The sequence below is a fragment of the Lentibacillus sp. L22 genome (assembly GCF_040812445.1).
Lineage (GTDB): Bacteria > Bacillota > Bacilli > Bacillales > Amphibacillaceae > Lentibacillus_C > Lentibacillus_C daqui.
The window spans coordinates 1-1,534 of the sequence record NZ_JBFNXI010000100.1; the positions used below are offsets into that span (position 1 = coordinate 1).

1 protein-coding gene is annotated in these 1,534 nt (G+C 37.5%); it reads right to left on the minus strand.

Annotated features, from left to right (window positions below):
• Nucleotide 1: 1 nt before the first annotated feature.
• Entirely contained in the window at nt 2–1,363 is a 1,362-nt protein-coding gene (locus ABRT01_RS18200) for an IS4 family transposase (protein ID WP_269411003.1), read from the minus strand.
• Nucleotides 1,364–1,534 lie beyond the last annotated feature (171 nt).

Genomic DNA, 1,534 nt, shown 5'->3' on the forward strand with positions numbered 1-1,534 from the left:
CTCAACTTTCGCAGCCCAAACTAGGCAGGTATACCTTGATATAGTTAGGTAATCCCGCAAACCAATACTGTAGTTGACTTTTGATTAACTTTTTGAATTTCTTGTTCGTTTTATTCAAAGCATCTTCAAGAAGCTCGATTAGTTGTTGTAATGCAACTGCCCAATCCAGTTCATTTACTTCGTCACAAAGTTCATAAAACATCCCGCCAAGTGTGCGGTCATCTGTACTACAGCGGTTTTGCCAAGACAAAAGGATATATCTTGAAAAGACAATCGTCGTGTGGCTGATTAGTGAATCATAGGATCTACCTTGAAATTCCTTTTGTAATTTCAACAGAGATTTTGTCGCCTTGAAAAAGACTTCAATGTCCCAGCGCATTCCGTAAATTCGAATAATCTCTGTTTCTGTTAACGTACAATCCGTACTTAAGATAGCTAACCATTCACTTCTTTTATTGCGATTTCGAACGAATACAACTTTTACTGGTACTCCGTTTGCCATCGTTGTATGAATAGAGCGCAAGATACTTTTGTTTCCCGATGCTGGTTTCGCTAGACGATAAAGTTCTTTTAAATTAACCCGTTTTTCATCAACTAAATAACGTTGATTGGTAGCTTTCACCATACCAATCACGTCTATACCTTGTTCCACAATCGATTGAATCAGTGGCTGCTGGGTAAACCAACTATCCATTAACACATAAGATGCGTCTATTCCTGCAGAAAGTGCCCGTGAAATCATAGATGGTAGTTGTTCTGGAGCTGTTTGTAGGGCTTCTTCCCGTCTTTTATAACCAGAAGTGCGTTTGTCTACTTTATTCGAAATATCATTGATTTTTGACTTCTTTGAGCTTAATAAGGAGAAGTCGACTGGCATGAAAGTGGCACCATCCGACCAACCAAGCGTAAGCATACGAAAACCTTTGTAAAAACGCATTTTTTGAGATGCGTGATCAAAACAGCGAGCCAGTAATTCTACTTTCTTACTCCGGTTCCGTTCATAGGCAGAGTCATCAACGATTAACACTTTTGGACGATCATTTTTGGTCAACCGACTTACTTTAGAAATGGTTGAAGCACTTAGTGAAAGTAAAAAACGGCGCCAATTATACTTGGAATAGTTTAAAAAGCGATAGATGGTGTCTTTCCCTGGCAGACTTTCTGATTTTTTGCTTTCAAGCAATCGAAACCAATTTTTCTGTTCGAAAATTAAACAAAATAGGAGCTGAAATAAATAAGCACAAGAAAACCCAAATCCTTTGGTGATACCGGCTTTCCGCAAATGTTTAAGCATCTCTAATTCATTAAAACCAGATTTTAATTCGGTTGGCATTTGATTATTTTGGTCATTATTCGCTATCATAGTAGGAGGCACCTCTTCTATTTGGTAGTTTTTTTCTAGACAATTAAACTATACCAAAAGTGGAGGTGTTTTTCTTTTTTATAGTAGGCAGATGTCAAGGTCCATAATGAATTTCCAAAAGTACTTTACCAGATAAAGGTTAGATGTCATTTTTACTCTGCGAAAGTTGAG